The organism is Adhaeribacter terreus, from assembly GCF_042657365.1.
Lineage (GTDB): Bacteria > Bacteroidota > Bacteroidia > Cytophagales > Hymenobacteraceae > Adhaeribacter_A > Adhaeribacter_A terreus.
This window is the reverse complement of record NZ_JBHSKT010000001.1, coordinates 338912-363076: the sequence shown is the minus strand read 5'-3', so window position 1 is coordinate 363076 and position 24165 is coordinate 338912. Positions and strand designations below refer to the sequence as shown.

Genomic DNA, 24165 nt, shown 5'->3' with positions numbered 1-24165 from the left:
TTCCGCAGCAATCAGACAGCTATTTACGATCCGGAAGTATATCTTTGAGCCATAAATTATTCCTGCATGAGCATCCAGCAATTTACTTCCGATAGCAGAACTACCATTAACTGGGCCAGCGGTACCAGCACCGAAATTTTTATCCATCCTTCCAACGGCAGTTTTGCAGACCGTAATTTTCTGTTCCGGATCAGCACGGCAACGGTAGAAACGGAAGAATCTGCTTTTACGTTTTTCGAAGGGATTACCCGGCACCTTATGATCCTGAAAGGCGAGCTGGAGCTGATCCACGAAGGACGTTATACCAAACACCTGAAACCTTTCGATCAGGATACATTTTCCGGAGAATGGAGCACGCGCAGCAAAGGCAAAGTAACCGACTTTAACCTGATGCTGAAAGCGGGTGCAACGGGTTCGTTAACGCATCACCGGATCGAAGCTGGAAACGGTATGGAATTTACGGGAAAAACTACGTATTACTTCCTTTTTTTCGCTACGGGAACGGCTATTTTGAGCAATGGAAATACTGCAAAACCCGGAGACCTAATCAGGATCGGAAACGGTACGAAGGTTACTATTCAGGCACAGGAACGCTGTGATCTGGTGGAAATTGAGGTAATGCTGGATCAGCATCAGGCGCTTTAAAAACTCGTATTGGTGATACTTTTACCAATGAATTTCTGTTACCGGGGAAATACCTGCAACAGAAATTCACCGGCAATTGCAGCAATGCAAAGCAGCAGTTACGCACCCTTTCTGCACTTGATAAAAAAGAAGGGGAAATTTTCGGTAATGTTGATGATCTCGATCAGGCCGGCTTTACCAAACTCTGCTTTGACCGATTCTTCGTCGTAGAAAAACATGTTAACGCCTTCGAATATTTCATAACGATCTTTGCTGATAAATTTGCCCTGGCCGTAGGTGGGCGCTGTTTTGGAAATAACGGTAAAGATCATGTAGCCATTCAGGGAAAGTTGGTTATAGCAATCCTGGATCAGCTTTTTCCGTTCGTTACTGCTTAACAGGTGAATTAAAGCATAGCAAAAAATACCATCATATTGTTCTTCATCGAAGGGCATTTCGGTTACAGAACCATAGTAGATTTTCAGGTCATTCCCATAGCGTTTTCCGGCCATTTCGATCGCGGTTTTTGAGATCTCGATTCCCGTTACTTTAATTCCGGCTGCTCTGAATATTGCGGCATTCTTGCCGTAGCCAATGCCGGGAATAAGCATATTTTCAACTCCCTGCTGCACGAAAAAATCCCTGGCCAGTACCGCAGAATTCGATGGTTCGAAGCCCCACATTTCCTGCTTCTGCACAAAAGTTTTTTCCCAGAATTCAGGCGTTTCGTTTTCGTTTTTCATGCCATAATTTCTATAAATCCATCCGTTCCGTTTATCCGAATGCGTTGCCCGTCTTTTATCAGGCTGGTGGCATTTTCTACTCCTACTACAGCCGGCAAGCCATATTCCCGCGCAATTACGGCGCCGTGGGTCATCAGTCCGCCAACTTCGGTAACCAGGCCTTTTATGGAAACGAAAAGAGGGGTCCAGCTGGGATCTGTGAACGTGGTAACTAAAATGTCGCCTTCTTCCAGATCGGCTTCGGCCATGTTTAAAATAACGCGTGCGCGCCCTTCTATTACACCCGCAGAAACTGCCAATCCCGCTAAAGCGCTGGCCGGAAGATCTTCCCGTTTGTACGTACCCGCAATTATTTCGCCCTCGGAAGTGATCACGCGCGGCAGGGTTAGTTTTTCATAATGGTTGTGAGTTTCTTTTCGTTGGCGAATTAGCTCGTAATCCAGATTCTTGCTTTTTACAACTTCCTGAAATTCTTCGAAAGTGAGATAGAAACAATCTTCTTTTTCCTGAAACACATTGGCTTGTACGAGCTTTTCGGCTTCCTGCAGCAACGCCTGTTTGTAAACAAAATAATGGCTAACCCAAACGTATTTCGGGTATTCGCGGTAGCCGGCAAAATTCCGGATCAGGTCGATCATTTGCTTTGTTTCCGCAGCCTTTTGTTCACTTTCCGGAAGTTGTTTTAAACGCGTCAATATTTCCCGTTCTTTTTCCAAAGCTTCCTGTTTTCCTTTCTCAAATTTCCGCTTTCCGGCGCCCGGCTCAAAGTTCCGGATGTTGCTCAAAATGATCGGTAGAAGTGTAGTTGGTTTTTCGCGCCAGCGGGTTCTGGTAATGTCAATTTCTCCGGCGCAGCGCATGCCGTATTTGTCCAGGAAATTCCGGATGGCGGCTTTCACTTCCGGCCCACCTTTCAGCGTTGCCAGTTCATTTAAAAAATTATCATCTTTAACCTGTTGCAGCCACGCAATAACTTCCGGATACGGGCGAATGGCATCGGCGACATCGAGCAGTGCCAGCCCCATTTCCGATGTAACGTTATTGTCTACCGATTGGGAAAGCGTATCGGCAACGTTTTTTTCCCCCAGCCATTCAAACATCTTTTCGTTGAGCCAGGCGGAAGCATCCATAAAAGCCATGATCGCAGCGATGCTTTGCGGGTCGGCTAAAAACTTTTTAAGCTGCTGCAGATCTTCCAGAATAAAGTCGAATAGTTCTGCACCAGATTTCTGTTGAATGGCTTGTTTTAATGCTTCCAGTTCTATGCAGCTACGTTTGATTAACGCCGCCACAATTTCCGGATCATTTTCTATCTGGTTACGGAAGCCCGCGGCAGATATGAGGCTGGTACGTTTTCCGGCCCCGGGTTTTTCTGCCTCAAACGATACCGTTTTTATAAAACCTTCCCGCTCCAGAATAGTCTGAAGTGCATCTTTTATCAGGGGTTCCGATTGCTCCAACGTAGCCATAATTTTTTCCCTGGTGGCCGTTGCGGCCAGCAAAGGTGTAAAATCGACGAACAATCTTCCTCCGGCCGTTTGCATAGGGCGAAGCGCCGTTAATTGCCAAACGGAAAGTCCCAGCGGTTTCATGGCGTCGGTCATCATTTGCTGGTGACCTACGGAAACATACACGTGCTTTTCCTGATCCTGCGCTTCCGGAATGGGAAATAATGTTGTGATCGGCCGGCTCTGAACGATGTAAAAATCATCATCGGCCAGGCACCATTCAATGTCCTGCGGGCTTCCGAAATGTTGTTTGATCTTTCGACCTAAACGCGCTAGTTGTAAGATCTGCGCATCCGTCAGTACCTGTTCGTTTTGTTGCTGAATTTCGATCGGGAGTTCCTGTATTCCGCCATTTTTTAAGGCATGAATAGCCCGTTTCTTAGTGGATATTTCCCTGGTGATAATTTCTTCATTTCGGACCTTATAGTTATCGGCATTTACAATTCCGGCAACCAGCGCTTCACCAAGACCAAAGCTGGCATCAATCGATACAATTTTCCGGTTAGAAGTTACAGGATCGGCGGTAAACATAATGCCGGCGGCCTGCGGAAGAACCATTTGCTGAACAACCACCCCCATCTGCACTTTCCGATGATCGAAACTATGCTGAAGCCGGTAGATCACAGCCCGCTCGGTAAACAACGATGCCCAGCATTTGCTGATATGTTTCAGAATTTCTGCTTCTCCGATAATGTTCAGATAGGTATCCTGCTGGCCGGCAAAGGATGCGGTTGGCAGGTCTTCTGCGGTTGCGCTTGAACGTATAGCAAAGGCATTTTTTTCTCCGAGCTGTTGCAGTTGCTGCACCACTTCTTCCTGCATTTCGTGTGGAATTGGTGCCTGTTCAATTGCCCCGCGGAGCTCGGCACTAAGAGCAGTAATTTCTGCCCGATCTTCCGTTTTCAGCAACGATAACTTATCAAGTAATTCGTTAACTGATCGCGTTTTCGAAATGATCTTTTTAAAAGCTTCGGTAGAAATGCAGAAGCCAGCCGGCACCCGGATCTCTCTGATCCGGAGCAGTTCACCCAGGTTTGCGCCTTTGCCACCTGCCAGCCTGGTTTTTGTTCTGTCTAAATCCTGAAAACCTGAAACGAACGAACTCATATGCTTCATATTAACGATTATTTATTGTTCAGTTTTTGGGTTGTTTCCTGCATGATTTCAATGGCTTTTATGAAGTAGGTTTCTGTAACCCTGATCTGCTCGTCTGAAAATGAAACCGTTAGTTCTTCCGACTTTTTCCGATATTCTTTATAAAGCGGTTCTAAAAGGGCCATGATGGTTGCGGTGTCGGGCTCGATTATGATCTTGCGCCGGTCGTTTTCTGCAAACTTGCGTTTAACCAAACCTTTCTTTTCGAATCTGTCTATTAAACCGGTAACGGCACCGGTGGTCAGGCCAGTTAAATTGGCAAGTTCGCCGGCGGTCATTTGCCCTTTCTGGAGCAGGAAACCTAAATACTTATGGTCAGTTCCCGAAAGTCCTGCTTTGCGGGCTACAGCTTCATGCATTTGAATGGAAGTGTAGGCGTATTGCTGACTCAGTTTTCTAAACCCATTGATCAGTGCTTCGTCCATTTTATATCTTAGCTATTAATTATCTTAGCAACAAAGATAATTATTTTTTTAAAGTATCTTATAGTTTTTTCCTTCAAAAACCTACCGTTTTACTTTCTAATTTCAGGGAATGAACCCAGGAAGGCAGCAGGCGTAAAAATGAGCCGGAACAGGAAGGCAAAAGTGTTGGATGTGTATTTGTTTCCGGAAAGCTTTATTTTACATCTGCGAACCAACTGCCTTTCAAAAATTCATGCGCGCATTACAAACGTTCAGGCAACGATTTTTAGATTTCCGGGCTTCGGCTTTGGGGCGGTTTCTGCAGTTTGCATTTATAATTTTTGTAGCGGTTTTAATTGCGCAGCAAAGTGCTCCGGCTTTGGGCGAACCGGTGGCGTATATGTTGGGTATTCTGGTGGCGGCGGCTTTGCTTTGGGCTTCCGAAACCATTCCGCTTTTTGCAACTTCTTTGCTTATAATAGGGGCCCAGATCCTGTTTCTGGGTAACCCGGGCAATTGGGCGATGCTGCAGATTCCAGGCAACGAACCTATTCCGTACCGGAACTTCCTTGCTCCTATTTCCGACCCCATTATTGTGCTTTTTCTGGGTGGTTTTATTCTGGCAAAAGTGGGCGTAAAAGTAAACGTAGACCAGTATGTTTCGAGTCTGGTGCTACGGGTTTTCGGGTTTTCGGCGGGAAGGGTTTTGCTGGGGGTAATGGTTTCTACCATGGTTTTTGGGATGTGGATCAGCAATACCGCTACTACCGCCATGATGATCACGCTTACCGGTACGTTCCTGGGTTCGGTGCCGGTGGGCAATCCTTTCCGGAAAGCACTTACCCTGGGAATTCCGTTTGCGGCGGGCATTGGCGGCCTTATGACGCCCATCAGTTCGCCGCCCAATGCCATTGCCATTGGTTTGCTGGCCCAGGAAGGTGTGCGGGTAGATTTTCTGACCTGGATGGTGATCATGACGCCGCTGGTACTGGCGCTTTTTCTGCTCACGTATTTCCTGATCTGGTATAGATACCGGCCGGCCATGCCCTTGCAATTACCGCCCATAGAAATAAAACCGTTCCCGAAAAGTGGCTATTTTGTGATGCTGGTTTTTACCATTACCGTGCTGCTTTGGCTTACCGATAGCACTCATGGCGTGCCGGCGGCGGTTGTGGCGTTGTTTCCGGTTATCATGTTTACGGCTACGGGCTTTCTGAATGCGAAGGAATTTAACAGCCTGGAATGGAATATTCTGTTTGTGATTGCCGGTGGTCTGGCGTTGGGCCAAGGCATGAGCCTGACCGGGCTGGATAAAGTAATTGCCGGCATGCTTCCGCTGGAAAGTAACTGGATCGTGCTGATTACCTTTGCCCTTACCATGTTGCTGGGAACGTTCATGTCGAACACGACTACGGCTATTCTGTTTATTCCAATGGCTATTTCCCTGGCGCAGCTTTTACCGGATGTGAATATGAAATTTATGGCGATCGGGCTGGCGGTTATGGCAAGCAGCAGCATGGCTTTGCCCATCAGCACGCCACCCAATGCTATAGCTTACGCCACCGGCGAGGTTACTACTTCCGACTTTGCTACGACCGGAATTTTCCTTGGCGTTTGCACGCTTTTTCTGACGTATGGGTATTTCTGGCTGCTGAGTTATTTCGGGTTGTGGTAAAGGATTGAAACAATTCTTTTTTTCAAAATATCTATTCCATTGCCGGCTGCTCTAGCTGACGATTACATTGGTTTAAGCTTAAATCTCTTGCAGAAAATTTTGGCTAAAGCCATTCGAAAACATCTTGCTTTTCCGTCAGCTAAAGCAGCCAGCAATGAATTTTGAGATTTGATTTTATTCTACTTTTCAAGCTCCAAGAAATGAACTAAAAAAGGCAGTCGGGAGACAGCTATTGGAAGTTTGCTTTTGGGAAATTTCCTTCTAACTTTCGGTGGTTTATTCCATTCAGATTTCACAAAAAACACCGAATCATGCATCCGCAATTAGAAACCATTCGCAAAACCCGTACGGCTTTACTCGCACTGCTCGAAGGCCTGACCGTAGAAGAACTGAACGAAATTCCGGCCGGTTTTAACAACAACATTATCTGGAATGTGGCTCACTTAACGGCGGCGCAGCAGGGTGTTTGTTATTTTCGGGCGGGCTTAAAAATGCCTGTTATTGATGAAGCATATTTCAAGGCTTACAAACCCGAAAGTAAACCTGAGCGAAACGTGAGCGCTGAAGAAGTTGAGGCAATAAAAGCACTTCTGTTCTCTACCTTAGACCAACTTGAAGCAGATTACCAGCAAAACCTATTTACCAACTACACGCCCTGGACTACCCGCTATGGTGTAGATATTAAAAATATAGACGAAGCGATCTCTTTTATTCCTTTCCACGAGGGCTTGCATTTGGGTTATATTACAGCGCTGAAACGCGTGATAAAGAGTAAAGTCTTAGCTTAAGTCACTTGATTTTCTTCAAAAAAAAACTCCGCAGCTTTAATTTGTGCGGAGTTTTTTTGCTTAAAAGGATACCGTTTTCAGCTATTCAGCCGCCAGCATTTCGCGCTGGTTTTGCAGTACGAGCATCTGGATCTGGATGAAACCGTTTAAGGCACCCGTTACCCGTTCTTCGCTTTTATCTAACACGCTGGCCTCTACCGGAATGGGCTGAAAACTGGTAGTTGCAGCATGCATTTTGTTGTATTTTTCGGCCAGTGCTTTCAGGGTTTGCAGTTTTTTTGCAGCCGGCAGATCATCTTTAAAATAATCGCGCACCCAGCCGTCGGTCAGCAGATCTTGCTCCTTATTCAGCTCGGCGGGAAGTATTTTACGGCCGGTTTCTCTTTCTAAAATATAGGCTTTCAGTTCTTCGCACATCGCGTTTATTTTCTGGCTTTCGGCTACAGTTTCTGAATTTACAGGTTTTAGTTTCAGCAGGTTGGCTACTTGCTTTTGTTCATTTTGCAGGATCTGTTCGTTGCGGAGAAAATACCGGGTATTCAGTTCATTTATTTTGGTGGAACTGCCCGGAGAACGCACCAAAGACATGAGCAATCCGGAGCCGGCTACAATTAAAATGGAGGTTACAATAGAATTCATTTTGGTTTCGGCGTTGCGGATTCCGGTGAAAAAATAAACCGGCAAAAACAACAGCAACATAATACCAATGGCGGTTAAACCCAGCACATTTGCCAGCGGCCAGTGCATGAGTTTAAAGAGGGTGCTCAAACTAAATAAAATGGCGCTGAGCGTGCCGGCGGCTAAAATAAACTGACTTTGTGCCTGTTCTTTTTCCTTTAGTTTGAGGGTGAACAATAACGGTAGGAAAAGCAGGCTAAAAAGTGCGATTCCGGAAACGATGAGCACGCCGGCGCCGGGCCAGTGCATGAACTTGAACACGATGCCGAAACTGAGAACAATGGCGGAAAAAGCGCCGCTGGTAAGCATGATCTTTTTCATGGCGTAATAATTTTTGTTGGTTAATAAAAACAGCGTTTCTTCTTCTATTTCCTTTAATTCCTGCTTGTAAAAAGTCTGGATGGTGGCGAAATAAAAGTCCTCGAAGTTGCCGTTTGCTTCGAGGTTTTGCTCAATGATGCAGCAGACGTGATCAAGCAGATCGTGCTGCAAAGTTTCCATTTCCACGCCGCGGGCCCGGATGTCGTGGAGAATGAAATCTATTTGTTTTTCACTGAGGCAATACATTTAAATTCCCTGCGGTTTGAGGTCTAACAGAAATTTCATGGTTTCCATAAAATCGGCCAGCTCGCTTACTTTTTCTTTGGCTTTGGTTTTGCCTTCGGCGCTCAGGCTGTAGTATTTGCGCACGCGCTTGCCAATGTATTCGGTTTCCGTGCGTACCAGGCCGGCGTCTTCCAACGCGTGCAAAGTGGGGTACAAAGCGCCTTCGGTGATCTGAATTTTTTCGGAGGTCAGTTCTTTCACTTTCTGGGTTATTTCGTAGCCGTACATGCGCTTGTTGTCTTCCAGCAATTTCAGGACGATGGTTTTGAGCGTGCCTTTTATGAGTTCGGAGGAATAGATCATTTTTAAGGTTTGTAATCTGAACGTTAAGATACATAATTTTCTTATGCATTATACTTAAAGGTATTGAAAAAGTTTTCGGGGAAATGGAAAATGGTTGAAAAGAAAACGAATGCGCGACTTTTTATGCCTTAAACCCTACCGTTTTTATTAAGAGGAAACCTGTTATTTTTGGCAAAAAACGTTGGCTGAAAGTGCGTGAGGGATAGCAGCGGAAAGCCCGCAGCGCAGCGAGGAATTGCAGCGAATAGCCCGGCCCAAAGGGACACGCCCTACATTTAAAATTCTGAAAATGGACCTGTTTGGTAATTATACTGACGAAAACACGAACTTATTGCCCGAGGGCGGAACGGTAAATTATTTTGGTAAAATTATGCCGTTGCCGGAAGCGAACCGGTTTTATGAGGCGCTGCTGCACAGTATTGCTTGGAAAAACGACGAGGCGAATATTTTCGGGAAGCATTTTATAACCAAACGGAAAGTGGCCTGGTACGGCGACAGCGGCTTTTCTTATACGTACTCGAACACCACAAAACAGGCTTTGCCCTGGACGCCGGAATTGCTGGAACTGAAAGCGCTGGTGGAAAGTAAAACCGGTGCTACGTTCAATTCGTGCCTGCTGAATTTGTACCATACCGGCGGAGAAAGCATGGCGTGGCACTCGGACGATGAAAAGGCGTTGGCTAAGAACGGCGCTATTGCATCCTTGAGTTTTGGGGCGGAACGGAAATTTGCTTTTAAGCATAAACAGACCAAGGAAGTGATTTCGCTGGTGTTGGAGCACGGTAGTTTGCTGGTGATGAAAGATGAAACGCAAACCAACTGGCTGCACCGCCTCCCGCCTACCAAAAAAATTTCCAAACCCAGAATTAACCTTACTTTCCGGACTATAATGGGTTAGCTGTATTTTTTAGCGGGAATGGTTTGAATCAGCGATCGGGTAATTTGCGGCAAGGCAGTTTTTATGCCTGAAACCATACGGTTTTTCACCGCCGGAATCGTAGTTTTAACCGGAATTATTGGCAGAGCATTTTCCTGAAACGGAGCTTTTTATCAATTTGGCTGAAATTTAAAATGAAACGCCATGAAAGCTTCTACCGAACGCAAACTCATCCGCTGGATTCATTTACTGCTGAGCATTCCGATCCTGGGTTATATTTATGGTCCGGTGGCGGAAATTCCGAGAGCGGCTTTTGCCACCCGGTTCGTTTTTTTGCCGGTGGTAATTCTTTCGGGTTTGTGGCTCTGGAAAGGGCATTGGGTGAAAAAGCGGCTTAAACTGTAATAATATTGCTACCTTTAATTCTTTCCAGAACCTTCTTCTTCAGCAATTTTAAGTGAGTTTTTATGCCTGAAACCATAGCGCTTTTCGATGATTATTACCTGGAAGCGGCTACCGATAAACCAGCTTTTGACGCATTTTTTATGGCAAACAGCCCGAAGGTTTTCAGCGCAACTTCTACTTTTTCGTACCAGCAAGCGTTATCGAAAATGGAAAATGAGCAGCTTGAAAAACTCGGCTCAAATCTGGATAATAGTTACCGTTTATGCTTTTACCTGAAAAAAGGGGAAGAAAAAATCGGGTGGTTTAAAGGCGAACAAAAAGACAAAGACAGTTTTTCGATGTCGAATACCGGCATTTTTCCGGCGCACCAGCAGCAAGGAATTTACAAAGCCATGCTGCCCAAAGTGCTGAATTTGCTGCAAGAAGCAGGTTTTCAACGGGTGATCAGTTATCATCAGGCTACTAACAACACGATAATTATTCCCAAACTAAAAGCGGGTTTTCTGATAACGGGTTTTGAGATCAGCGATGAATATGGTTTGCTGATCAAACTCACTTATTATTTTAATGAAACGCGGCGGCAGGCAATTGATTTCCGGGTTGGCCGCCAGAAAATGGATGAAAATTTAGCGCCGTTTTTCAGTTAGAAAATTTGGCGTGAAGCAGTTTTCGGGGCTAAAACCATAGCGTTTTTATTAATACAGTTCCTTTTCTGAACCTCACTAAATGTAACATTTCACAATAATTGCATCCTTACTTTTCAGGCGCAAAACGATACCGTTTTTAATAAAAAAACACACTACCGGTCAGAAACCAGCAGTGTGTTTTTGAGAAGAATTCTGGCAAAAAACTGATCAATCGCGCACGATCTCGAACCAGCCTTTGTACGATTTTCCGCCGTTCGGTTCTTTCACGATGTAGTAATACGTACCATCGCTGATGCCTTCGCCTTTAAAGCTGTTATCGTAGTTGTCGTAAGCTTTTAAAAGTACACCCCAGCGGTTATAGATCTTGAGCGAGGTGTTTGGTTGAATACCTTTGTAAATGAACGCATCGTTGCTGCCGTCGTTATTTGGCGTAATGATGTTTGGCAGGAAGAGCTCCCCGACTTTCACGGTTACTTCGCGCTCGGCTTTACAATTGCCTTCTTTGGAAGAAACGGTAAGCTTGTAAGTTGTGGTTTTCAGCGGAGAAGCGATAGGGTTCATGGCTGTAGAATCTGATAAGCCGGTGCCCGGCGACCAGGAATATGTATAATCTGCAGCATTTGTAATATTCGAGAGCACTTGCAGCGGCGCCGAACGTCCAAACATAATTTCCTCCAGGCCTTCGGCATATTTCACTTTTATATCCTGAATTTGCGGCAAGGCAAGCACTTTTACTGCAAATGAAATGGTATCGGAGCAACCGGAAACCGGGCTGGTAATGCGGAGGTGATAGCGGTAGTTTCCCGGAGCAGTTGGTTTTACGGCAATGTCTTTCTGTGTGCTGGCATTAGCATCTAGCCCTGCATTTGCCGGATCGGAAGCTGCATCTAAAGTCCATTGGTAGGTATAATTAGCTTTATGGAGCTTAATAGCCGGCGGAATTAATAGGGAATCCGGGCGCAGCAATTTCACTTTCAGATCAGCCCGGTCGCCGAGGCAAATGGTGCGTTGCTTCTGTCCGCCTTCCGGCTCGGCAAAGTTATTTTTCACCACGTGAATGCGGTAAATGTAGGTAGCGGTTCCTTTTATCGGGCAATGATCGTCGGTAATGGTTACCGGCAGGTAATAATCGCGGCCTACGTGCTGAGCTTCCGGGGTAATGTAAAGCAGGGCTTCTACCATTGTAGTACCATTATTCCGGATCTTCAGATAGCTGTTTGGCATTCTGTCTACCACCGTTGTATCGAAGGTTACCGTAAGTTTATCGCCGGGGTTTGGGTCGGAGAAAAGGAAACGGAGCGGGGTAGAATTACAGGTTTGCACGTCAATAATGGTGTCGCTTTTTATGGTGGTATTGAAAATCGGCGCCGGCGTTGGAATATCAGGTTGTGTAGTCTGGTTACCTGAGCAATCTTCTACAATGAACAGAATATCGCGCCTCACGTGGCCCACTTTAATCATGGCACCGTTCACTTTTCTGAATTCGTTGATCTGCACCACCACCACGTATTTGTTGCGGCCCAGATTCGGGTTGGTGCCTGGGTAATAAGCCGAAGGCGTAAAAATCAGCTCGCCGCTCAACGGGTTCAGGTTGAAGGAAGGCGTTGCTGCCCAAACCATGGTTGTTCCAGTGGGAGAAAGAGGATCTTGCATGGGCACGGTAGCAGGTCCGTTCCAGTTAACCGTTACAGAAGGCATAGGGAAAGTTGGTGTGAAATCAGGCGGCATTATGCCTTGCACCAGCGCTACCTGCGGCCGTAAGGGATTGGAATATGGGCTTTTCGGATTAGGATTGTTAATAGGCGTGTTGGGATTGAGCATCATCGGATTCGGTTTATAGGCAATTGGCGTATTGTAATTCGATTGTGCGGCAATTAATTCATAAGACAAAGAATCGCCGTCCTTTTCGTTGGCATTGAGGCTGAAGCGGGTTTGCTGTCCGAAACACACAATTGGAATAGGAATATTGTTGCCACTGAATTGCGGCGATGAATTATAAAACTGCACCTGCGAATTAACTGACGGCCGCAACTTTACAAAGGCTTCGGTATAAATATAATCCTGGCCTACAATGTTTTCGTTGGTGTTGCGGGCGCTGTTCCGGGTACTGAAAATAATGTCGTTACAGGCTATTTCGTCGGCAGTTAATACTACCAGCGCATTAAATGTAACTTCCTGGTAATTTGGCCTTCCGGTAGTGGAGCAAGGATTACCGACCGCTTGACAATACGGTGAACCGGTTACGAGCCCGCCCTGCATGGTCATGGGGATAACCCGACCGGTATTGCAACCCGGCGACCAGACTTTGAGATCGTTATAAGTATAAGCAGCGGCGCCGGTACAATCGCGGTAAACTTTGGCCGTAACCATGTACATATCCGGCGAAATGCAAACGTAGGTCAGGTCGCCGCCCTGAAAGTGAGTGGCAAAAACGTTGGTAGAAAGCCCGAAGAGCACGCATGCTACTAATAAGGCCATCATTTTTATTTTAGTTTTCATTGTTTCTTTTGTTAGGTTAAAAAAAAGGCAATAGCATTCCTCCAAAACAGGTGGCTGTTTCAAAATTTGGCTACATGAATATTTCAGAATGAAACGCTTAACATACGGGCATTACTGGCCTTGCAATACCGCAGCGAAGGTTTTTTATGGAAGCGCACAAATTATGGGGAAGCCATGCATTACTTGTTCGGTTGCGCGCCATTTGGAAAGGCTTTCTAATAACAGGTCGCAAACAAATGCCGAAAGGTTGCTTTGGTCTGCCAGAAATTTTACGAACCGAATCTGGTGGCGGCAGTTTCAGGAGACAAAACCCTACCGTTTCCAGCGTTGTGCGGGTGAAATAATGCGTGTAAAATTTGGTAAACCAACCGCCTCCGCTACATTTGCAGGAATCCGGTATCCTTTAAATTTATTTTCAGAAAATGATGCAAGCCAACGAACCGATTATCATTGAACAAACCTATAATACTCCCGCAGAAAAAGTGTGGCAGGCGCTTACCGATAATATCCAGATGAAAAAATGGTACTTCGACCTGGAAGACTTTAAGCCGGAACCGGGTTTTAAATTTCAGTTTGAAGGCGGCACCGAAACCCAGACTTTTCTGCATTTGTGCGAAGTAACCGAAGCAATTCCGGAGAAAAAACTAACCTACAGCTGGCGCTACAACGGCTATGCGGGTAATTCTTTTGTAACGTTCGAGCTGTTTCCGGAAGGCGAAAAAACCCGTTTAAAACTGACGCACGCTGGCCTGGAAACCTTTCCGGCAAGTGAACCGGCTTTTGCCAAAGCGAATTTTGTGGAAGGCTGGAATCATATTAGCGGCATTTCTTTAAAGGAATTTCTGGAAGCAGAACCGGAAACGAAACGGTAGGCATTTTAATAAAAAAACCCATGAAAATTGCCTTAACCAGCGTATTTGTACACGACCCGAAAACCGCATTTAAGTTCTATACAGAAGTGCTGGGTTTCGTAGAAAAGTTGTATGTGCCGGAACAAAACCTGGCTATTGTGGCATCGCCGGAAGAACCAAACGGCACCGGACTTTTGCTGGAACCTGCCGACAGCAAACTGGCAAAAAACTATCAGCAAGGTTTGTTTGCCGCCGGAATTCCCGCCATTGTTTTTGGTGTGGCAGATATACATGCGGAATTTGAAAAACTGAAAGCCAACGGCGTAAACTTCCGGCAGAAACCCGTAAAAACCGGAACTGGTACGCAGGCGCTTTTTGAAGATACCTGCGGCAATTTAATTCAGCTTTATCAAGCCTGAAATTACGTTTTACCTGTTCGCATTGGTCTGAACTGCAAATTAAAAACCACAGTAAACAGACGAATTTACAAAGTCCGGAAGTAAACATAAAACTCCAGAAAAATGCCTTTATTAGAAGTTCGGAATATCAGTTTTCAGGAGCGAAACCATACCGTTTTGCAGGACATAAGCTTTACGCAGCAGGAATTACAAAAACTGGTGCTGGCCGGCGAAACGGGTTCTGGAAAAAGTACGCTGCTGCAAATTATTGCTGGCTTGGTGCAACCCAGTTCGGGCGAAGTTTTTTTTGAAGGCAAACGTGTACGCGGGCCGCAGGAAGTTTTAGTGCCGGGGCAGCCGGGTATTGCGTATTTAAGCCAGCACTTTGAATTGCCGCAGTTTTTGCGGGTAGAACAGGTGATGAAATACGCGAACACTTTTGCCGACGAAGAAGCTGAAAACCTGTATGAAATCTGTCGGATACAGCACTTGCTGAAACGTAAAACCAGCGAACTTTCGGGCGGGGAACGGCAACGCATTGCGCTGGCAAAACTCCTGCTTGGCGCTCCCAAATTACTGCTGCTCGACGAACCTTTTTCGAACCTGGATAACGGTCATAAAAAACTGCTAAAAACCGTTTTGCGCGATATTAGCGAACAGCTCAAAATTACAAGCTTGCTGGTTTCGCACGACCCGCTGGATACGCTTTCGTGGGCCGATGAAATACTGGTGCTGGAGAACGGGCAAATTGTGCAGCGCGGCACACCGCAGGAGATCTATCGCCGGCCGGTTAACGCTTATACTGCAGGGCTCTTCGGGAGTTATAATTTAATTCCGCCGGCTGAAGCATTTGGTTTTGAAGCCATGTTGCGCATTGCCTTAAACGAAAAAAGTCTGCTGATCAGGCCGGAATATTTAAAGATCAGAAAATCTGCTGAAAACGGTATTGCAGGCACGGTAAAAAGTGTGCAGTTCTTTGGTAGTTATTCCGAAGTGGAAGTGCAGCTTTCCGGCGTTTCGGTGATTGTAAAAACGGTAGGGTTTCAGGGCAAAAAAGGCGATAAGGTTTGCGTTACGGTTGCGGCCGAAGACGTTTGGTACGTGTAAACCGCCGTTTATTTTTAAGTGCGTATTTTTGTTTTATTGCAGTAACGTTTTACTTGAAATTCATGAATTATAATCCGCCGGAGATCAGGTCTGTGGAAGTTACCCGCTACTTAACGCCTTTGCGCGAAGGCGGGTCGCTGCCGGCCATTGTAGAAGCCAACGACGAATTTTTATACGCGCTGAAATTCCGCGGCGCGGGCCAGGGCGTAAAAGCGCTGATCGCGGAACTGGTAGCCGGCGAAATTGCACGTTTGCTGGGTTTCCGGGTGCCGGAAATTGTATTTGCCCATGTAGACGAAGCTTTTGGCCGCACCGAACCCGACGAAGAAATCCAGGATCTTTTACGCGCTTCCGAAGGGTTGAACTTAGCGGTACATTACCTGAGCGGCGCCATTACTTTTGATGCGCTGGTGAACCAGGTAGATGCCAAAACGGCTTCCGGAATTGTGTGGCTCGATTGCCTGGTAACCAACGTAGACCGCACCGCGCGCAACACCAATATGCTGATCTGGCACAAAGAACTCTGGCTAATCGATCACGGCGCGGCGCTTTATTTTCATCATTCGGGCCAAAACTGGGAGGAACGGGCCAAGCGGCCTTTCGTGCAGATAAAAGACCACGTGCTGCTGCCCAAAGCTACCGAACTCGACATTGTTGATACGGAATTCCGGAAAATACTGACCCCGGAACGCATTCAAACCATTGTAAATTTATTACCGGAAGACTGGCTGGCAACTTCGGCTTTTGAAGATGCGGAAGAGAACCGGCAGATGTACGCTAATTTTTTGAACACCCGGATCGCGCATTCGGAAATATTTGTGCAGGAGGCGAAAGATGCAAGAGAAGCACTTATTTGAGTACGCCGTGCTCCGCGTGATGCCCAGGGTAGAGCGCGAAGAATTTCTGAATGTGGGCGTAATTCTGTACTGCGCTTCGCAGGGTTTTCTGCAAACGGTTTTCCATTTAGATGAACCCCGGCTGCGCGCTTTTTCCGCTGAACTTGACCTGGAAGAAATCCGGGAGCGGTTGCAGGCTTTCGAGCGCATTTGCCAAGGTGGCACCGCCGGCGGCACGATCGGGCAATTCCCTTTGGCGAGCCGTTTCCGGTGGCTTACGGCTACGCGCAGCACCGTGGTACAAACTTCTAAAGTGCACCCGGGGTTTTGTAATGATCCGGCTGGTAAACTAGAGAAATTACTGGCGGAGCAGGTTTTGTAAATGAGTTTTTGAGGCAAAAAGGATAGCGTTTCTTGTCATCCCATGCGTTCGTCGAAGGAACTTATAAAGCTGCATTTCTAAGTTTTTCAACCTAAAGCAGAATGTTTCAGATTTTAATAAATTATGAAGCATAACTTTATTACTGAAGCATTTAAGACCAGCATAATGCCGGAACCAGAACTGATAAAGAAGTGATCTGGCGTTTAACCCAATAATGAAAACCTATGCCTGAACAAATAATTGAAACCAACGGCGTTGAGATCTGCACAGAAACATTTGGCAATGCTGATGCCCCGTGCATTTTGCTGATGATGGGCGCTACGGCTTCCATGATCTGGTGGGATACGGAATTTTGTGAAAAACTGGCTGCGCAAAACCGCTTTGTGATCCGCTACGATAACCGCGATGTAGGCCGTTCTTCGGTTTTTGAGGAACTGAATTACGACGTAACCGATATGGCGAAGGATGCTTTTGGAGTACTGGATTTTTACAAGCAAGAAAAGGCGCATCTGGTGGGCATGTCGTTGGGCGGAATGATCGCGCAGATCATGGCTTTGCAGCAACCGCAACGGGTTTTGAGCTTAACGCTTATTTCTTCCAGCGTATGGGCCAACCGCCCGGAATTGCCGCAGATAGAACCGAAATTTTTGCAGTACCACAGCCGCGCGGCCACGCTAGACTGGCTCGACAAAGCCGAAGTGCAGGAATATATGGTGGGCGGCTGGAAACTGGTAAATGGCTCGAAACGGAAGTTCGATGTGGTGCGCGCGAGCCAGCTGGCTTCGGAAGAAATTGACCGCGCCAACAGCCTCATCAGCATGTTCAACCACGCAATGCTGGGCGGCGGCGAAGCGTATTACGACCGCACTTCCGAAATAAAAGCGCCGGCACTCATCATTCACGGCACCGACGATCCGATCCTCCCCTATCCGCACGCGCTGGCTTTAAAAGATGCTTTTCCGGAGGCGAAATTAATTACGCTGGAAGGCGCCGGCCACGAACTTCACCGCGACGACTGGCCGCTTATTATTGAAGAAATTACTGCGTTAACTTCTGCTAATTGACCTGTGAGCTATAAAAACACTTTTATAAAAGTTTCGGAAGATTGCCCGGTTGTAACGGCGGAAATTCCGCTGGCGAAGAACGGTAAAAAACCGGCACACTTAATTCAATTCGAGCTTTTAACTGAAAATCCCTACCATTTTGATCATGAAGAACTGATCTGGGAAGTTTATATCCGGCAAAAGGAAATTCCGCAAAATGTGCTTGAAAGCGAAGGCGAAGAAATGAAAGCGCACTTATTTTCCAAAGGCCATCCGTGCCTGCGGGCTTCGGCGCTGATAAAACGCTACGGCTTTGGCGCACATTACAACGAAGCCGGGAAAATTGCGCTTTTCGGCTTAGGTTCTGAAGAATATGAGCAGTTTTTAAAGCAGAAAAACGTAAAAGTGCTGGCTGGCATGCGCACGAAAAAAGTCTGAGTCCGGAGAAAAATGTAATTGTTGCCGAATATTAACCGGCAGCACTTACGTTTATTGAGTTTTTAACTGCAAATCGATAGCGTTTTCTGCCTTTTAATTTCGGAAAAGGAGAAAATTTACTCTGGCTTAGGCAATAGATTCTTACTTTTGCCGTACACATACCAAATCATTCTATCTTACAACATGAAAAAACTAGTATTGCCAGCTTTGATGATCTCAATGGCTTTTACCGGATGCGTGAGCTCCAAAAAATACAAAGACCAGACTGCCAAATATTCGGCTCTTCAGGCGCAGTACAACGATTGTAATTCTGAGAAAGAAAAGCAGGCCGTAAAGATCGGCGCCATGCAATCGGAGATCGATAACCTGAAAGCCAACAGCACTTCCCTGCTTAACCAGATGAGCAATTTCTCGATCCTGAGCCAGCAACAATCGGAAAGCATCCGGAAATCGCTGGAAAACATCAGCGAAAAAGATGCTTACATCAAAAACATGCAGATCTCGATGCAGAAGAAAGATTCGCTGAACCTGGCTTTGGTCATGAACCTGAAGGGCGCACTGAAAGATGTGAACGATTCTGACGTGGAAGTGAAAGTGGAAGGTACCGCGGTATTCATTTCCATTTCCGACAAAATGCTGTTTAAAAGCGGCAGCTACGATATAACCCCGCGCGCCAAAGAAGTTTTAGGCAAAGTGGCTGAAGTAGTAAAAGCGCAGCCAAACACGCAATTTATGGTGGAAGGCCACACCGATACGAACCCGATAAAAACCGGCTTCATTAAAGATAACTGGGATCTGAGCGTATTGCGGGCTTCAGCTGTGGTGCGGGTTTTACAGCAAAATTATGGCGTAGATCCGAAGCGCATGATCGCAGCGGGCCGCAGCCAATACCAGCCGCTGGTTTCTAACGATAATGCTGAAAACCGTTCGCGCAACCGCCGTACGCGCATTTTAATTCTGCCGCAGCTAGACGAGTTCTTTAAATTAATGGAACCGAAGCAATAAGCGTTTTCAAATTATTCCTGTTTACTTTAAAACTCTGCAGCGGAAACTAGTTGCAGAGTTTTTTCATGCAGATTCCCGGCGTTACCCTTACCAATATTTTAACGCTGCAACAGTTCCAGATTTTCAGCAAAACTGCAAGCAAACCCGATTACCATTTGTTTAATTTTTTCTTTACAATCAATTATAAAACTGTAATTTCGCAGCCGGTTTTTAAACTACCCCATGAAAAAAGAGATAAGCAATGCTTTCGGGAAAGTTTTCCTGACGATCGAATATCAGCAGGAGAAAAATTGGGTAGAGAACACGTGGCTGGGCTACCAGACCACCGAAAGCATTATGAAAGGCGCCAATGTTTGTATAGAAGAGCTAAAAGCTAACCACTGCGCTTACTTGCTGAACGATAACCAACAGGTTGTAGGCCCCTGGGATCATGCCACCGACTGGATCGCGCAGGACTGGACGCCTCGTGCCATTGCAGCCGGTCTCACTCATTTTGCGCACGTAGTCAGTCCGGAATCGTTGGCGGCTATGTCGGCAGAAATGATGCAGACTAAGATAGAAGGTTCCTTTAACATGAAAGCCTTCGATAATCAGGAAGAGGCTAAAGCCTGGCTTATGGCGGCGCAGAAAGACGCTTAAAATCCAGCATTTAATTTCCTGAAAAACGCTATGCTTTCGGGCGTAAAAAGTCTGAACCAGATAAAACAAAAAACCCGCTGCCGGAATAAGGAAGCGGGTTTTTCTGTTTAAACAGATAGCATTTTTAAGCCATGGGCGGCGGCGGAAAAGGTCGTTGATTTTGCTGTTCTTTCGGCGCTTCCGGCGGGCTGGTATCTTTAGCAGGTGGCAGAAGTTCTGCGGGCTTTTCTGTTGCCAAAACAACATTTTCAGAAATTGGCAAAGGCTTTTCCTGCGGCGTTTCGTTGCCTTGGGGTTCTATAGGCGCATCGCCTTTTTTCTTGCGCGGTTCTCTCCAGTACGGCCGGATGATCAAGCGCAACGACTGGTCGTAGGTTATGTAATTCCAGACCCAGGTGAAGAACGTTACAATTCTGTTCCGGTGGCCGGCCAAACTCATTAAGTGCACAAAAAGCCAGACCAGCCAGGCAAAGAATCCCTGAAATTTAAACTTCGGCAGGTCAACCACAGCTTTATTTCGCCCGACTGTTGCCATAGAGCCTTTATTATTATACACAAAATTTTCCGGCGTTTCCCGGTTAATGATCCGGGGCAGGTTTTTGGCTAATAATTTGGCTTGCTGAATGGCTACCTGCGCAACCATCGGGTGGCCACGCGGCGTATCTTCGGTTACCATTAAAGCGCAATCGCCGATGGCAAAAATGTTTTCGTAGCCTTCTACTTTATTGAATTGGTTTACGTTTATGCGTTGGTTTTTAGCTACCGCATTTTCCTGCAAACCGGGCAAAGCCGTACCACTTACTCCAGCTGCCCAGATCAGGGTTTCAGCGTGAATACTCTGGTCTTTTCCGAAGTAAACTTTACCATCTTCGTATTTTTCCACCGGCGCATTCAACCACACGTGCACGTCCATTTCTTCCAGATATTGCCTGGCCTTGGCGGAAGATTCGGCACTCATACCATTCAATAAAACCGGACCGGCCTCGATGAGGTAAATTTTCATGCTCCGGAAATCGAGTTCGGGGTAATCTTTGGGCAGTACGTTGGCTTTTAATTCTGCAATGGCGCCGCTTACTTCCACGCCCGTTGGGCCGCCGCCTACCACCACCACATTCATGAGTTCTTCTTTCTCATAAGTCGTGTTCATCAGCAAAGCTTTCTCGAAATTCTGGAAAATGTAGCTCCGCAAATTCAAAGCACTCGGAATGGTTTTGATCTGCATGGCCGCTTTTTCGATGGTTTTATTCCCGAAAAAGTTGGTCTGGCTGCCGGTAGCAATCACCAGAAAATCGTAGCCGATCGGGCCGATATTGGTTTCTACTTCGTTTCTTTCGGCATTGATGTATTGTACTTCGGCGTAGCGGTAAATAAAATTATGCTGCCCTTTAAACATTTTGCGGATCGGCGCTACAATGGTATCGGGCTCCAGACTGCCGGTGGCTACCTGGTAGAGCAAAGGCTGGAAATTGTGGTAATTATTGCGGTCTAGTAAAACTACCTGAACCGGTGCGTGCCGCAGTTTTTTTACGAGCTCCAGTCCGCCGAAACCGCAGCCGATAACCACGACGCGGGGCAGATTGGAAGCCGGAATGTTTACGTTCATACTTCTCGAATTTTAGTACGTTCGAATTTCGAATGTTCGATCATCGAATACTTATCCATTATAATGTATCAGCTCTTCGAAAATCAGAAGGATCAATTTTCAAAATTGGCTTACTCCAAATAAGGAAAGAGGTTGCTGAAAAACGCTATGGTTTTAACGCCAAAAAGTACGCAGCCGCTTTCGGGGCATAATAAATAAAGCCTGAAAACGCTATGCTTTCAGGCTTTAAAACTCATTATTCGTTGTTTTTCTGATTCTTGAAATCGCCTCGTTTTATGGCGTCTATCAGTTCTTTCCAGGCGGTAAGCGGTATGGTTGGAGCCATGTAGCGGCGTTCTATATTCGCATCCTGCAACCTGATCCGTTCCCGGAAATTAACGCCCGGAGAAGCTGGTGCATCGAGCATCATGCGTTCAATTATGGCTTCGTTCAGGTTCTTGGCAACGGCTCTCTGATCTTCATCAGGCAGCTTTAAAGAGAGAAACGCGCGCTTGAAAAGTTCTTCGGTGGAATACGGAAATATGCGGACTTCCGGCAGCGCCGTCAGGTCTTCTTTCATTTCGATGATCACGGAATAACTATCGCCGCGGAAGGTTTTCGGAATTTTTATGTACTGTGCTTTGAAACCCACCGAACTGAAAACCACGCTGTCGCCGGCGAGTACGGCCAGTGAAAAATAACCGTATTGGTTGGTGGTAGTTCCGCGGCCGGCTTTGGGTACGTATACGCTGGCGCCAACCAACCCGTATAAACTGTCGCCGGCCGTAACGATACCGGTAAGCTGCACCACTTTAGCCTTACCTTGCGCCGCCGCTTTTTCGGGAGCAATTACCAGTAAAAAAGCCGCTACAGCAAAAACCAAAGCGGTAAAAATATTTCTGAAACCAGTAGAAAAATGCATGATAGCAGGTAATTTAATATTGTAAAGGCATTTCTGCCCGAAATTCGGCGTTTGCACGGCCGCTATACAATAATACCGCATTTCTGGTATTATTGATGCAAGCCGGCTAAATTTGTTTCACCTAAACCCCACAAAATGCGGCTCAAACACTTTAACGTAGCTTTCGGCGAACAAGTATTTAAAGCGCTCGGCGATGAATCCAGGATCCGCATTCTGAACCTGATCTTCCGCAACAAAGAAATGTGCATTTCCGACCTGGAACAGATCCTGGATTTTACGCAGACCAAAGTTTCACGCCACTTAATTTATCTGAAAAATGCGGGGCTCGTGAATTTTCGTAGAGTTGATAACTGGGCGTTTTATTATTTAAAGGAAGAAACGGAGGATTTTGTAAGTCTGATCTTCGGGTATCTGGAGAAGGATGCGGTGTTGCTCAAAGATCAGAAAGTTTATGATGTGCTTTATTCGAATCGCGAATTGGCGGTTTGTAAATTGCATAGTCGACGGTGGCAGGTTTGAGTTTTTCTGCTTGAAAGTATAGCGTTTTTTTGTCTTTCACGTCATCTCGACGTGAGGAGAGATCTCATCAAGTCGGTAGTTTGGTTTGCTATTGAGTTTTTCTGCTTGAAAGCATACCGTTTTTTCTGTCATTCTGAGCACAATTGAGCGCGGGAGCACGAAGATTGCGAGCGTAGCTCTGAAGGACCTCATCGGCGGACAGCAGTTTTTTAACCAAAAGTGCTAGCGTTTTTTGAAACACGTTTTCTACTAAACAGCTGACTTTTAACTTTCATAGTTGATTTGTTCCCTCAAGCCGGGCGGCTTCGTTTCTGTGTTCGCGTCTCACCCTTTCCTAGCCGCAGTCGGCTTTTCTGACGAAACCGGAAAGTGCGGAGGCCGCGCACGCAGAAACTGGTGTCAGTTTCGCTTCGTAGTCAGCTTCTTTTTTAGTTTAGTTTTCTGGCAAACGTGGTTTTCGAGAAACGCTGCGCTGGCGATATGAGTGTGAGTTGAAGATAGCAGAAAGCAAAAGCTCCCCTCCTTTTCAAGGAGGGGCAGGGGTGGTTGATTTGCTGTATAGCTTACTTTAAAGTATAATGTTTTTTTGAAATTCAAAAATCCTGTCCATCACAAAAAGCCTAAAAATCGTGTTCTAAGACAAAATCCTTTAATTCCTGAATCTGACGAATCCAAATTCAGACAATTAAAAACCGTGTTCAGACGATCAACAATTTAGCAATCAGCAATTAAACAATTTAACCCTACCTTTGCCGAACCATTTGCGGCGCGGGCTGGTTTTTTAGTTTTGCGCCTTTTTAAGCTTAGCATGAAAAATTACACCCATATTTTCTTCGACCTGGACCATACGCTCTGGGATTTTGAAAAGAACTCTGAAGAAACTATTTACCACCTTTTCGAGGCATTTAAATTAGGCCGTTACGATTTTACCTGCGCCGATTTTTTCAAAAAATATTCTTACGTAAATAAGCGTTTGTGGCAGCTTTATAATGCGGGCAAGGTTAACCAGGAACAATTACGCCGCACGCGTTTCACCAAAACGCTCCGTGATCTGGGGGTGCCGCAGGATGAAATTCCGTTTGAACTGGAATATGAATATTTGCGCATCTGTCCTACCAAATCGGCGGTTTTTCCGTTTACCCACGAAACCCTCTCCTACTTAAAAACCAAATACGAACTGCACATTATTACCAATGGATTTAAAGAATCGCAGGAACAGAAAATTTCGGCGTCTAATTTACAGACTTATTTCGGCGAAGTAGTTACCTCGGAATGTACCGGTTTTGCCAAGCCCGATAAACGTATTTTTCAGCATGCTTTGGAACGCGCGAATTGCACCTCCAAAAATTGCTTAATGGTAGGCGATAACCTGGAAGCTGATATTCTGGGCGCGCAAAATGCGGGCATCGATCAGGTTTTCTTCAACCCTTCCGGGAAAAAGCACCCGCTTAAAGCTACTTACGAAATTGTCTGCCTGAGCGAACTTCAGCAGATCCTTTGATTTCGTTTCTCGTTGTTCGTTGTTCGGGTT

25 protein-coding genes are annotated in these 24165 nt (G+C 46.1%); 17 read left to right on the top strand and 8 right to left on the bottom strand.

What is annotated here, in order from left to right; genetic code table 11:
* The first annotated feature begins 66 nt into the window (after window positions 1–66).
* On the top strand, window positions 67–645 hold the full coding sequence (locus ACFPIB_RS01615; protein ID WP_378015668.1) for a HutD/Ves family protein: 579 nt from the start codon (window positions 67–69) through the stop codon (window positions 643–645).
* Window positions 646–743: 98 nt separating this feature from the next.
* Here the strand turns inward: ACFPIB_RS01615 and ACFPIB_RS01610 are convergent, their stop codons facing one another.
* The 3 genes from ACFPIB_RS01610 to ACFPIB_RS01600 are packed head-to-tail and all read right to left on the bottom strand — an operon-like array spanning window position 744 to window position 4455.
* Complete coding sequence (locus tag ACFPIB_RS01610) at window positions 744–1367, bottom strand: class I SAM-dependent methyltransferase (RefSeq protein ID WP_378015667.1); 624 nt, start codon at window positions 1365–1367, stop codon at window positions 744–746.
* Window positions 1364–3991 carry a phosphoenolpyruvate synthase gene (ppsA, locus tag ACFPIB_RS01605; protein WP_378015666.1) on the bottom strand — a complete coding sequence of 876 codons (2628 nt, stop codon included), beginning with the start codon at window positions 3989–3991 and terminating at the stop codon, window positions 1364–1366. Before ppsA ends, ACFPIB_RS01610 begins: the two co-directional genes overlap by 4 nt.
* A gap of 8 nt (window positions 3992–3999) precedes the next feature.
* Window positions 4000–4455, bottom strand: coding sequence for a MarR family winged helix-turn-helix transcriptional regulator (locus ACFPIB_RS01600; protein WP_378015665.1), 456 nt, complete (start codon window positions 4453–4455; stop codon window positions 4000–4002).
* 232 nt (window positions 4456–4687) lie between these two features.
* Between ACFPIB_RS01600 and ACFPIB_RS01595 the strand changes: the two genes are divergently transcribed.
* Window positions 4688–6109, top strand: a complete 1422-nt coding sequence (locus tag ACFPIB_RS01595) for an SLC13 family permease (RefSeq protein ID WP_378015664.1) — start codon at window positions 4688–4690, stop codon at window positions 6107–6109.
* Between the two features lie 311 nt (window positions 6110–6420).
* A complete protein-coding gene (locus ACFPIB_RS01590) occupies window positions 6421–6897 on the top strand; it encodes a DinB family protein (RefSeq protein ID WP_378015663.1) in 477 nt (158 codons plus the stop codon).
* Window positions 6898–6978: 81 nt separating this feature from the next.
* On the opposite strand, the gene ACFPIB_RS01585 is transcribed toward ACFPIB_RS01590, so the two are convergent.
* Window positions 6979–8142 carry a hypothetical protein gene (locus ACFPIB_RS01585; protein WP_378015662.1) on the bottom strand — a complete coding sequence of 388 codons (1164 nt, stop codon included), beginning with the start codon at window positions 8140–8142 and terminating at the stop codon, window positions 6979–6981.
* Window positions 8143–8481, bottom strand: a complete 339-nt coding sequence (locus ACFPIB_RS01580) for a PadR family transcriptional regulator (RefSeq protein WP_378015926.1) — start codon at window positions 8479–8481, stop codon at window positions 8143–8145.
* Between the two features lie 292 nt (window positions 8482–8773).
* On the opposite strand from ACFPIB_RS01580, the gene ACFPIB_RS01575 reads away from it, so the two are divergent.
* The 3 genes from ACFPIB_RS01575 to ACFPIB_RS01565 all read left to right on the top strand — a co-directional run bounded on the left by ACFPIB_RS01575 (window position 8774) and on the right by ACFPIB_RS01565 (window position 10413).
* Window positions 8774–9382 (top strand): alpha-ketoglutarate-dependent dioxygenase AlkB family protein, encoded by a 609-nt coding sequence (locus tag ACFPIB_RS01575; protein ID WP_378015661.1) that lies wholly within the window; start codon window positions 8774–8776, stop codon window positions 9380–9382.
* Window positions 9383–9565: 183 nt separating this feature from the next.
* Window positions 9566–9766, top strand: a complete 201-nt coding sequence (locus tag ACFPIB_RS01570; protein ID WP_378015660.1) for a hypothetical protein — start codon at window positions 9566–9568, stop codon at window positions 9764–9766.
* 62 nt (window positions 9767–9828) lie between these two features.
* A complete protein-coding gene (locus tag ACFPIB_RS01565) occupies window positions 9829–10413 on the top strand; it encodes a hypothetical protein (protein WP_378015659.1) in 585 nt (194 codons plus the stop codon).
* A 207-nt stretch (window positions 10414–10620) separates the two neighbouring features.
* On the opposite strand, the gene ACFPIB_RS01560 is transcribed toward ACFPIB_RS01565, so the two are convergent.
* Window positions 10621–12912, bottom strand: a complete 2292-nt coding sequence (locus ACFPIB_RS01560) for a gliding motility-associated C-terminal domain-containing protein (RefSeq protein ID WP_378015658.1) — start codon at window positions 12910–12912, stop codon at window positions 10621–10623.
* A 422-nt stretch (window positions 12913–13334) separates the two neighbouring features.
* Here ACFPIB_RS01560 and ACFPIB_RS01555 point away from each other — a divergent pair, with 422 nt between their 5' ends.
* The 9 genes from ACFPIB_RS01555 to ACFPIB_RS01515 all read left to right on the top strand — a co-directional run bounded on the left by ACFPIB_RS01555 (window position 13335) and on the right by ACFPIB_RS01515 (window position 19611).
* A complete protein-coding gene (locus tag ACFPIB_RS01555) occupies window positions 13335–13784 on the top strand; it encodes an SRPBCC family protein (protein ID WP_378015657.1) in 450 nt (149 codons plus the stop codon).
* Between the two features lie 20 nt (window positions 13785–13804).
* The gene (locus ACFPIB_RS01550) at window positions 13805–14182 is read left to right on the top strand and encodes a VOC family protein (RefSeq protein ID WP_378015656.1); all 378 of its coding nucleotides are present in this window, start codon (window positions 13805–13807) and stop codon (window positions 14180–14182) included.
* Between the two features lie 102 nt (window positions 14183–14284).
* Window positions 14285–15268, top strand: coding sequence for an ABC transporter ATP-binding protein (locus ACFPIB_RS01545; RefSeq protein ID WP_378015655.1), 984 nt, complete (start codon window positions 14285–14287; stop codon window positions 15266–15268).
* 62 nt (window positions 15269–15330) lie between these two features.
* Entirely contained in the window at window positions 15331–16125 is a 795-nt protein-coding gene (locus tag ACFPIB_RS01540) for a HipA family kinase (protein WP_378015654.1), read from the top strand.
* Window positions 16103–16486: a DUF3037 domain-containing protein gene (locus ACFPIB_RS01535; RefSeq protein WP_378015653.1), complete on the top strand. Its 384-nt coding sequence runs from the start codon at window positions 16103–16105 to the stop codon at window positions 16484–16486. The genes ACFPIB_RS01540 and ACFPIB_RS01535 overlap by 23 nt, the downstream gene beginning before the upstream one ends.
* Window positions 16487–16710: 224 nt before the next feature.
* Window positions 16711–17550, top strand: coding sequence for an alpha/beta fold hydrolase (locus tag ACFPIB_RS01530; RefSeq protein ID WP_378015652.1), 840 nt, complete (start codon window positions 16711–16713; stop codon window positions 17548–17550).
* A gap of 3 nt (window positions 17551–17553) precedes the next feature.
* Complete coding sequence (locus ACFPIB_RS01525) at window positions 17554–17967, top strand: DUF6157 family protein (protein WP_378015651.1); 414 nt, start codon at window positions 17554–17556, stop codon at window positions 17965–17967.
* 183 nt (window positions 17968–18150) lie between these two features.
* Entirely contained in the window at window positions 18151–18972 is an 822-nt protein-coding gene (locus tag ACFPIB_RS01520; RefSeq protein ID WP_378015650.1) for an OmpA/MotB family protein, read from the top strand.
* A gap of 222 nt (window positions 18973–19194) precedes the next feature.
* Window positions 19195–19611: a hypothetical protein gene (locus tag ACFPIB_RS01515; RefSeq protein ID WP_378015649.1), complete on the top strand. Its 417-nt coding sequence runs from the start codon at window positions 19195–19197 to the stop codon at window positions 19609–19611.
* Between the two features lie 124 nt (window positions 19612–19735).
* On the opposite strand, the gene ACFPIB_RS01510 is transcribed toward ACFPIB_RS01515, so the two are convergent.
* Window positions 19736–21214: an NAD(P)/FAD-dependent oxidoreductase gene (locus tag ACFPIB_RS01510; protein ID WP_378015648.1), complete on the bottom strand. Its 1479-nt coding sequence runs from the start codon at window positions 21212–21214 to the stop codon at window positions 19736–19738.
* Between the two features lie 235 nt (window positions 21215–21449).
* Window positions 21450–22196, bottom strand: coding sequence for a carboxypeptidase-like regulatory domain-containing protein (locus ACFPIB_RS01505; protein ID WP_378015647.1), 747 nt, complete (start codon window positions 22194–22196; stop codon window positions 21450–21452).
* Between the two features lie 54 nt (window positions 22197–22250).
* Here ACFPIB_RS01505 and ACFPIB_RS01500 point away from each other — a divergent pair, with 54 nt between their 5' ends.
* Both ACFPIB_RS01500 and ACFPIB_RS01495 read left to right on the top strand, forming a co-directional pair.
* Entirely contained in the window at window positions 22251–22634 is a 384-nt protein-coding gene (locus ACFPIB_RS01500) for an ArsR/SmtB family transcription factor (RefSeq protein ID WP_378015646.1), read from the top strand.
* Between the two features lie 808 nt (window positions 22635–23442).
* Window positions 23443–24135, top strand: a complete 693-nt coding sequence (locus ACFPIB_RS01495) for a YjjG family noncanonical pyrimidine nucleotidase (protein ID WP_378015645.1) — start codon at window positions 23443–23445, stop codon at window positions 24133–24135.
* Window positions 24136–24165: the final 30 nt, after the last annotated feature.

What these genes read in the sequence shown, in the direction of transcription:
- ACFPIB_RS01595 (WP_378015664.1), top strand. Translation starts at nt 4,688, where the DNA reads ATGCGCGCATTACAAACGTTCAGGCAACGATTTTTAGATTTCCGGGCT.
- ACFPIB_RS01520 (WP_378015650.1), top strand. Translation starts at nt 18,151, where the DNA reads ATGAAAAAACTAGTATTGCCAGCTTTGATGATCTCAATGGCTTTTACC.
- ACFPIB_RS01570 (WP_378015660.1), top strand. Translation starts at nt 9,566, where the DNA reads ATGAAAGCTTCTACCGAACGCAAACTCATCCGCTGGATTCATTTACTG.
- ACFPIB_RS01615 (WP_378015668.1), top strand. Translation starts at nt 67, where the DNA reads ATGAGCATCCAGCAATTTACTTCCGATAGCAGAACTACCATTAACTGG.
- ACFPIB_RS01505 (WP_378015647.1), bottom strand. Translation starts at nt 22,196, where the DNA reads ATGCGGTATTATTGTATAGCGGCCGTGCAAACGCCGAATTTCGGGCAG.
- ACFPIB_RS01545 (WP_378015655.1), top strand. Translation starts at nt 14,285, where the DNA reads ATGCCTTTATTAGAAGTTCGGAATATCAGTTTTCAGGAGCGAAACCAT.
- ACFPIB_RS01500 (WP_378015646.1), top strand. Translation starts at nt 22,251, where the DNA reads ATGCGGCTCAAACACTTTAACGTAGCTTTCGGCGAACAAGTATTTAAA.
- ACFPIB_RS01550 (WP_378015656.1), top strand. Translation starts at nt 13,805, where the DNA reads ATGAAAATTGCCTTAACCAGCGTATTTGTACACGACCCGAAAACCGCA.
- ACFPIB_RS01530 (WP_378015652.1), top strand. Translation starts at nt 16,711, where the DNA reads ATGCCTGAACAAATAATTGAAACCAACGGCGTTGAGATCTGCACAGAA.
- ACFPIB_RS01575 (WP_378015661.1), top strand. Translation starts at nt 8,774, where the DNA reads ATGGACCTGTTTGGTAATTATACTGACGAAAACACGAACTTATTGCCC.
- ACFPIB_RS01495 (WP_378015645.1), top strand. Translation starts at nt 23,443, where the DNA reads ATGAAAAATTACACCCATATTTTCTTCGACCTGGACCATACGCTCTGG.
- ACFPIB_RS01610 (WP_378015667.1), bottom strand. Translation starts at nt 1,367, where the DNA reads ATGAAAAACGAAAACGAAACGCCTGAATTCTGGGAAAAAACTTTTGTG.
- ACFPIB_RS01565 (WP_378015659.1), top strand. Translation starts at nt 9,829, where the DNA reads ATGCCTGAAACCATAGCGCTTTTCGATGATTATTACCTGGAAGCGGCT.
- ACFPIB_RS01585 (WP_378015662.1), bottom strand. Translation starts at nt 8,142, where the DNA reads ATGTATTGCCTCAGTGAAAAACAAATAGATTTCATTCTCCACGACATC.
- ACFPIB_RS01560 (WP_378015658.1), bottom strand. Translation starts at nt 12,912, where the DNA reads ATGAAAACTAAAATAAAAATGATGGCCTTATTAGTAGCATGCGTGCTC.
- ACFPIB_RS01555 (WP_378015657.1), top strand. Translation starts at nt 13,335, where the DNA reads ATGATGCAAGCCAACGAACCGATTATCATTGAACAAACCTATAATACT.
- ACFPIB_RS01540 (WP_378015654.1), top strand. Translation starts at nt 15,331, where the DNA reads ATGAATTATAATCCGCCGGAGATCAGGTCTGTGGAAGTTACCCGCTAC.
- ACFPIB_RS01535 (WP_378015653.1), top strand. Translation starts at nt 16,103, where the DNA reads ATGCAAGAGAAGCACTTATTTGAGTACGCCGTGCTCCGCGTGATGCCC.
- ACFPIB_RS01590 (WP_378015663.1), top strand. Translation starts at nt 6,421, where the DNA reads ATGCATCCGCAATTAGAAACCATTCGCAAAACCCGTACGGCTTTACTC.
- ACFPIB_RS01600 (WP_378015665.1), bottom strand. Translation starts at nt 4,455, where the DNA reads ATGGACGAAGCACTGATCAATGGGTTTAGAAAACTGAGTCAGCAATAC.
- ACFPIB_RS01515 (WP_378015649.1), top strand. Translation starts at nt 19,195, where the DNA reads ATGAAAAAAGAGATAAGCAATGCTTTCGGGAAAGTTTTCCTGACGATC.
- ppsA (WP_378015666.1), bottom strand. Translation starts at nt 3,991, where the DNA reads ATGAAGCATATGAGTTCGTTCGTTTCAGGTTTTCAGGATTTAGACAGA.
- ACFPIB_RS01510 (WP_378015648.1), bottom strand. Translation starts at nt 21,214, where the DNA reads ATGAACGTAAACATTCCGGCTTCCAATCTGCCCCGCGTCGTGGTTATC.